This is a genomic window from Nocardioides sp., from assembly GCF_035429765.1.
GTDB lineage: Bacteria > Actinomycetota > Actinomycetes > Propionibacteriales > Nocardioidaceae > Nocardioides.
Genome location: NZ_DAOMFK010000172.1, coordinates 1 through 6,833 on the forward strand (window position 1 = coordinate 1; position 6,833 = coordinate 6,833).

Annotated in this window: 8 protein-coding genes; 2 read left to right on the forward strand and 6 right to left on the reverse strand. The window is 73.0% G+C overall.

The window, feature by feature from the left end; all coding sequences use genetic code 11:
* The first annotated feature begins 64 nt into the window (after positions 1–64).
* Entirely contained in the window at positions 65–907 is an 843-nt protein-coding gene (locus PLP61_RS13475; RefSeq protein WP_502889054.1) for a ParB/RepB/Spo0J family partition protein, read from the forward strand.
* A gap of 172 nt (positions 908–1,079) precedes the next feature.
* Here PLP61_RS13475 and PLP61_RS13480 read toward each other — a convergent pair whose 3' ends face one another.
* From PLP61_RS13480 to PLP61_RS13490, 3 genes are read right to left on the reverse strand one after another with little or no spacing between them, the layout of a single operon-like run.
* Entirely contained in the window at positions 1,080–1,841 is a 762-nt protein-coding gene (locus PLP61_RS13480) for a lysophospholipid acyltransferase family protein (RefSeq protein WP_324503252.1), read from the reverse strand.
* The gene (locus tag PLP61_RS13485; protein WP_324503253.1) at positions 1,834–2,811 is read right to left on the reverse strand and encodes a D-alanine--D-alanine ligase family protein; all 978 of its coding nucleotides are present in this window, start codon (positions 2,809–2,811) and stop codon (positions 1,834–1,836) included. The genes PLP61_RS13480 and PLP61_RS13485 overlap by 8 nt, the downstream gene beginning before the upstream one ends.
* Positions 2,812–2,819: 8 nt before the next feature.
* On the reverse strand, positions 2,820–4,154 hold the full coding sequence (locus PLP61_RS13490) for an aminotransferase-like domain-containing protein (RefSeq protein WP_324503254.1): 1,335 nt from the start codon (positions 4,152–4,154) through the stop codon (positions 2,820–2,822).
* Positions 4,155–4,253: 99 nt separating this feature from the next.
* Here PLP61_RS13490 and PLP61_RS13495 point away from each other — a divergent pair, with 99 nt between their 5' ends.
* Positions 4,254–4,895: a GNAT family N-acetyltransferase gene (locus PLP61_RS13495; RefSeq protein ID WP_324503255.1), complete on the forward strand. Its 642-nt coding sequence runs from the start codon at positions 4,254–4,256 to the stop codon at positions 4,893–4,895.
* 49 nt (positions 4,896–4,944) lie between these two features.
* Here the strand turns inward: PLP61_RS13495 and trxA are convergent, their stop codons facing one another.
* The 3 genes from trxA to PLP61_RS13510 all read right to left on the reverse strand — a co-directional run.
* Positions 4,945–5,262, reverse strand: coding sequence for a thioredoxin (gene trxA, locus PLP61_RS13500; RefSeq protein ID WP_324503258.1), 318 nt, complete (start codon positions 5,260–5,262; stop codon positions 4,945–4,947).
* Positions 5,263–5,412: 150 nt separating this feature from the next.
* Positions 5,413–6,411: a thioredoxin-disulfide reductase gene (gene trxB / locus PLP61_RS13505; protein WP_324503256.1), complete on the reverse strand. Its 999-nt coding sequence runs from the start codon at positions 6,409–6,411 to the stop codon at positions 5,413–5,415.
* 77 nt (positions 6,412–6,488) lie between these two features.
* Positions 6,489–6,833, reverse strand: a 345-nt coding sequence (locus PLP61_RS13510) for a hypothetical protein (RefSeq protein ID WP_324503257.1), incomplete at its 5' end; no start/stop codon positions are given.

The window sequence follows — 6,833 nt, forward strand, 5'->3', positions numbered from 1 at the left end:
CGGGGCGGGTCCGGAGTCGGCCGCCGGGGCGCCCTCGGCTGCGGCGTACGCGGGCGAGTCCCCCTTGCCGAGCGGCCCGCCCGCAATCGCCGGGGCCTGGTTCGCCGAGCTTCCCGTCGACCAGGTCCAGCCGAACGAGCGCCAGCCGCGCCAGGTCTTCGACGAGGAGGCGATGGCCGAGCTGGTCTTCTCGATCCGCGAGATCGGCCTGCTGCAGCCGGTGGTCGTGCGCCGGGTCGGGGAGGACCGCTACGAGCTGGTGATGGGGGAACGCCGCTGGCGGGCCACCCAGGCCGCCGGGCTGGAGACCATCCCGGCGATCATCCGGGAGACCGAGGACACCGCGATGCTCCGCGATGCCCTCCTGGAGAACCTGCACCGCTCCCAGCTCAACCCGCTGGAGGAGGCCGCGGCGTACGCCCAGCTGCTCGAGGACTTCTCCTGCACCCACGAGGAGCTGGCGAACCGGATCGGCCGCTCGCGACCCCAGATCAGCAACACCCTGCGGCTGCTCAAGCTCTCCCCCGCCGTCCAGCGCCGCGTCGCCGCCGGTGTGCTCTCCGCGGGCCACGCCCGGGCCCTGCTCGGGGTGGAGGACCCGGCGCTGCAGGACCGGCTGGCCCAACGGGTGGTCGCCGAGGGGATCAGCGTGCGCGGCCTGGAGGAGATCGTCGCCCTGGGCGCCCAGCCCGAGCGGCCCGCGCGCCAGAGCCGCCGCCGGCCCACGGCCCCCGGCCTGGCCGAGCTGGCCGACCGGCTCTCCGACCGGCTCGAGACCCGGGTGAAGATCGACCTGGGGCGGGCCAAGGGCAAGATCACCGTCGAGTTCGCCACCCTCGAGGACCTGCAGCGGATCGTGGACATCATGGACCCCAGCAAGGCTGGATTAAGCGATCCATCCATCTAGCCATAAGTCGACATATGGTTTTATTGTCCGAATCCTGCTGACGCCGGGCCGGCGGAGGCATTCAAGCCGGGCGCGGACCCGGGTGTCGATGGGACCGAAACGACACGTCCTGGGCCGGAATCTCTGTCGTTTGGGTCCACACCGCAAGGAAACGCCGGGTCGCCGGGACGGCTCAGGGGGCGGGCACGCCCCGCCGTCTGCTTCGCGCGATCCGCTCCTCGGCGTCCAGCACGGCCGCCTCGGCGAGCGTGGGGGCGCCGCCCCCGAGGCTGGCGGGGACCCACCAGGAGCCGGGCGGCTGCTCGTCGGCCGGGTAGGCGAGCACGGACTCCCGCAGCAGGCCGCTCATCACGGCGTGCAGCTCGGCGGTCTCCGCGACGGGGTCGGCGCCGGTGGGGTACAGGGGTGTGCCGACCCGCAGGGTGATGGTCCGGCCCCGCGAGAAGTCACGGGGATGGTCCTTGGTCATCATCAGCTGGGTGCCCCACAGGATCACCGGGACCAGCGGCACCCTCGCCTCAGCGGCGATCCGCACCGCCCCGGTCTTGAACCCCTTGAGCTCCATCGCCCGTGAGATCGTCGCCTCCGGGAAGATGCCCACCGCCTCGCCCGAGCGCAGGTAGCCCACCGCGGCCCGGTAGGAGTCGATCCCCTCGCCGCGGTCGACCGCGATGTGGTGCATGGAGCGCATCACCGGTCCCCCCACCGGGTGGGCGAAGATCTCCTGCTTGGCCATGAACCGGACCAGGCGTCTGGAGGGATGCGCCGCGAGGCCGGCGTAGATGAAGTCCAGGTGCGAGACGTGGTTGCAGGCCAGCAGTACGCCGCCGTGCCGGGGCACGTGCTCGGTCCCGGTGAGCACATGGGTCTGGCCGAGGACCCGGAAGGCCAGCTTGGCGGTCTGGATGATGGCCGGGTAGGTGCGGTCACGCATGCGGGCCTCCCGTGGGGACGCGGCGGGACCGGGCGACCGAGACCAGCGAGGCGCAGACCGCGCCCAGCTCCAGCCCGGCGGCCTGGATGGACAGGGGCACCGTGGAGGTCTCGGTGAACCCCGGAGCGACGTTGACCTCCAGGAACCACACGGTCCCGTCGGGGTCGACGATCAGGTCCGAGCGGGACACGTCGCGCAGGCCGAGCGCCTGGTGCGCGGTGAGCGCCACCCGGGCCACCTCCTCGGCCAGGACGGTCTCCAGCGGCGCGGGCACCACGAACTCGGTGGCACCGGCGGTGTACCGCGCGGTGTAGTCGTAGACGCCGCCGTCGGGTGAGATCGCCACGGCGGGCAGGGCCCGCGGGCCGGTGCCGTCGTCGAGGACGGGGACGGCCACCTCGGTGCCGGTCACGAACCGCTCCAGCAGCGCGACGTCCCCGTAGGCGAACGCGTTGACCATGGCCGCAGGGAGCTCGCCGGCGTCGTGGACGACCGTGCAGCCGAGCGCCGAGCCGCTCTTGGCCGGCTTCACCATCATCGGCAGCCCCAGCCTGCGTACCAGGGCGGCCATCACCTGGGCCGCGCCGAGCTCGCGGAAGGTCTCGTGCGGCAGGCACACCGAGGGGGGCGTCGACAGTCCCGCCCGCGTGACCATGGCCTTGGCGACGGGCTTGTCGAAGGCGGCCCGGCACGCCGCCGGGGGCGCTCCCACGTAGGGCAGGTCCAGCAGCTCGAGCACCTCCCGGATCGATCCGTCCTCGCCGGTGTCGCCGTGGAGCATCGGGACCACGCAGCCGGGCGGCTCCTCGCGCAGCATGGCGAAGAGCTGGGCGTCCACGTCGCGCTCGACCACCTCGACCCCCACGCCGCGGAGCGCCTCGGCCACCCGGCGACCGGACCGGAGGGACACGTCGCGCTCGTGGGAGAGCCCCCCGGCCAGGACCAGCACTGTCTGCTCGGACACGTCCATCCCCTCGTTCAGCTCAGGTCGGTGCTCGGGCCGTCGTAGCCACTGCGCGGGCCGGCGGCGACACCGGGGGCGGTCGCCCCGAAGGTGGCCCGCAGCTCCATCTCGGCCTCCAGGACGCCGGCGAGCCGGCGTACCCCCTCGCGGATGCGCTCCGGGGTGGGGTAGCAGAAGGACAGCCGCAGGCAGCTGGAGCCGAAGCCGTCGGCGTAGAAGGCGGTGCCCGGGACGTAGGCGACCCGAGCCGTCACCGCCCGCGGCAGCATCGCCTTGGCGTCGATCCCCGGTGGCAGGGTGAGCCACACGAAGAAGCCGCCGTGCGGCACGTTCCAGCTGCACGACGGTGGCAGGAAGTCGTGCAGCGCGGCGATCATCGCGTCCCGACGCTCGCGGTACATCTCCCGCATCTGCTTGATCTGCCCCTGCCAGTCGTGCTCGGAGAGGTACGCCGAGACCGCGAACTGGGAGAAGGACGGCGCGCACAGCGTCGCCGACTCCTGGGCCAGCACCAGCTTCTCCCGCACCGCGTGCGGCGCCAGCGCCCAGCCCACCCGCATCCCCGGGGAGAACGTCTTGGAGAACGAGCCCAGGTAGACCACTCCCTCGGTCTCGTCGGCCCGCAGCGCCCGCATCGGCTCGGCGTCGAAGCCGAGCAGCCCGTACGGGTTGTCCTCGAGCACCAGCACGTCCTCGGCGCGGCAGATCTCGAGCACCTCGGCCCGGCGGGCCGCGGACAGGGTGACGCCGGCGGGGTTGTGGAAGTTGGGGATCGTGTAGAGGAACTTGATCCGCCGCCCCGCCGCGCGCACCGAGGCGATCGCCGCCCGGAGCGCGGCCGGCACCAGCCCGTCGGCGTCCATCTCCACGTGGACGACGTCGCACTGGAAGGACTTGAACACCCCCAGCGCCCCGACGTACGACGGCGCCTCGCACAGCACCACGTCCCCGGGGTCGCAGAACACCCGGGTGACCAGGTCGACGGCCTGCTGGGACCCCACGGTGACCACGACGTCGTCGGGATGGCCGTCGATGCCCTCCAGCCGCATCACCTCGCAGATCTGCTCGCGCAGCCGGGGGTGGCCCTGGCCGGAGCCGTACTGCAGGGCCTCCGCCCCGTGGTCGGCGACCACCCCGGCCACGGCGCGACCCACCACGTCCAGGGGCAGCCCCGAGATGTTGGGCATCCCACCGGCCAGGGAGACGACCTCGGGCCGTGAGGCCACCGCGAACAGCGCCCGGATCTCCGAGGCGGTCATTCCGGCCGTGCGCGCGGCGTACCGGTCGACGTAGGAGTCCAGCCGCGTGCTCGCCGGAGGGCCGGAGCGGGGCGCGGGGGTGGCTTCCATGGTCCGTCTAGCATGAAGGATGGCGGCAGGCTGCGCAGCACCGGGTCGCGGTTGCCGACCAGGTCCGAGCCCAGGAGAGGCGTGGCGGAGGAGGAGCCGGTGGCGCGGAAGATCGTCCGACTGACCCTGGACCACCTGGCCGACCTGCCCGGTCCCTGTCGGGACTGCCTGTTCTGGGAGATGGATCCGGTACGCCGGGACCTGGTCGGGTCGGGCGAGGCGTCCGAGGAGAAGGAGGCCTGGGTCTCCCAGGTGCTGCGCGAGTGGGGCTCGTGCGGGCGGGTCGCGCTCGTAGACGGGGTCCCGGTCGGCCACGCGATCTACGCACCGGCGTCGATGGTGCCCGGGGCCGCGGGGTTCCCCAGCGCGCCGGTCTCACCCGACGCGGTGCTGCTGACCACCGTGTACGTCGCTCCGGAGGCCCGCGGTGGCGGGATCGGCCGGATGCTCGTGCAGGGGGTCGCCAAGGACCTGATCCAGCGCACCACGATCCGCGCCGTCGAGGCGTTCGGTGACCGCGCCGGTCGACCGGGCTGCGTGCTGCCGGCCGACTTCCTCGGCAGCGTGGGGTTCAAGACCCAGCGCGCCCACCCGACCACGCCGCGGATGCGGATGGAGCTGCGCTCGGCGCTGACCTGGCGCGAGGAGGTGGAGCAGGCGCTGGAGCGGCTGGTGGGTGTGGTCCGGCCCGCTCCCGCGCCGGCGCCGGAGACCCCCCTGCCGAACGACGCCACCCCGTGAGGGAGCGGCGTCGCGCGTGGTGCCAGGGCCGTGCGGTCTCGGCGGTGGCTCAGCCCAGGAAGGGCTCGAGCTCCTTGAGGATCGCGGCCTTCGGGCGGGCCCCGACGATGGACTTGGCGACCTCGCCACCGACGTACACGTTGATCGTGGGGATGCCCGTCACCCGGTAGGTCGACGGCGTGACCGGGTTCTCGTCGACGTTCATCTTGTAGAACCCCATCTTGTCGGAGTTCGTGGCCGCGATCTCGTCGAGGATGGGCGACACCTGGCGGCACGGCCCGCACCACTCGGCCCAGAAGTCCACCAGCGTGGGCTTGTCGGACTTCAGGACCCGACTCTCGAACTCGGCGTCGGTCACGGCGGGCATGGTGGACACGTGCTGCCCCTTTCGGTGTGGCGGTCGGTGGATGCGGTGGCCTGCACCGCGGGTCGGGCCCGGGCTCGGCGCCCGGACGACTGAGTCAACACCATGGGAGTGACGATTGTTCCGAGGCTCCGAGCGTGGCGCGCCTCGGGCTCAGCGGCTCGCGGCGACCCCGGCGGTGGTGTCCTCCGCCGAACCTGCGGTGGAGGCGGCGTGGTCGAGGGCAGCCACGTAGCGCTCTGCGTCCAGGGCCGCCGCGCAGCCGGTGCCGGCCGCGGTGACGGCCTGCCGGTAGTGGTGGTCGACCAGGTCCCCGCACGCGAACACGCCGGGCAGGTTGGTGGCCGTCGAGGGGTGGTGGACCAGCACGTAGCCGTTCTCGTCCAGCGCCACCTGGCCGCCGAGGAGCTCCGAGCGCGGGTCGTGGCCGATCGCGATGAACAGCCCGGTGACCGCGAGCGGGCGCTCCTCGCCGGTCACGGTGTCTCGCAGCGTGACCGACTCCAGCCTGTCGTCGCCGTTGATCGCGACCACCTCGGAGTTCCACACCGGCTCGAGCTTGGGATCGGCCAGGGCGCGCTCCTGCATGATCTTGGAGGCGCGGAGCTGGTCGCGCCGGTGGATCAGGTAGACCTTCGAGCCGAACCGGGTCAAGAAGGTGGCCTCCTCGAGCGCGGAGTCCCCCCCGCCGACGACGGCGATCACCTGGTCGCGGAAGAAGAACCCGTCGCAGGTCGCGCACCACGAGACCCCGCGCCCCGACAGCTCCTCCTCGCGGGGGAGCCCCAGCTTGCGGTAGCCCGAGCCGGTGGCCAGGATCACCGCGCGGGCGCGGTAGGTGTCGGTCGCCGTGCGGACGACCTTGACGTCGCCGGTGAGGTCGACCTCGACGACGTCGTCGGGGACCAGCTCGGCGCCGAAGCGCTCCGCCTGGGCCCGCATCTCCTCCATCAGCGCCGGGCCCATGATGCCCTCGCGGAACCCGGGATAGTTCTCCACCTCGGTGGTGTTCATCAGGGCGCCGCCGGCGGTGACCGAGCCCTCGAAGACGAGGGGCGCCAGCGCGGCCCGTGCGGTGTACAGCGCGGCGGTGTAGCCGGAGGGCCCCGACCCGATGACGATCACGTTCCGGACGTCGGACTGCTCACTCATAGACGCTTTCTCATCTCTCGGAGGCGGGCTCGGTCAGGTCCAACCGATCGTAGGCGAGCCACATTCCCGCCCGCCGGTCAGGGCAGCGGCACCACCACGGTGCGCACCGGGCCGCTCACCCCGCACAGGTACAGCTCGACCTGCTGCTGCTGCCCCTCCGGAGCGCGGTAGACCAGGGCGCCCAGCCTGCCGTCGTACTCGACGGCCACCTGCTCGCCGTCCCCCCACTCGGCGGAGCCCGCGCACTCGAGGGAGGGGGACGCCGACTCACCGGCGAGGGCCGCCACCGCGGGGGAGAGCCGCAGCACCAGCCGCCGCAGCCGCGGGTCCGCGGTCCCGGGGGAGACGGAGGCGGCGGGGGTCGGTGCGGTCGAGGTGTCCTTCGCGCCGCCACCACCGGCGGGCCGGGGGCTGGGCGCCTC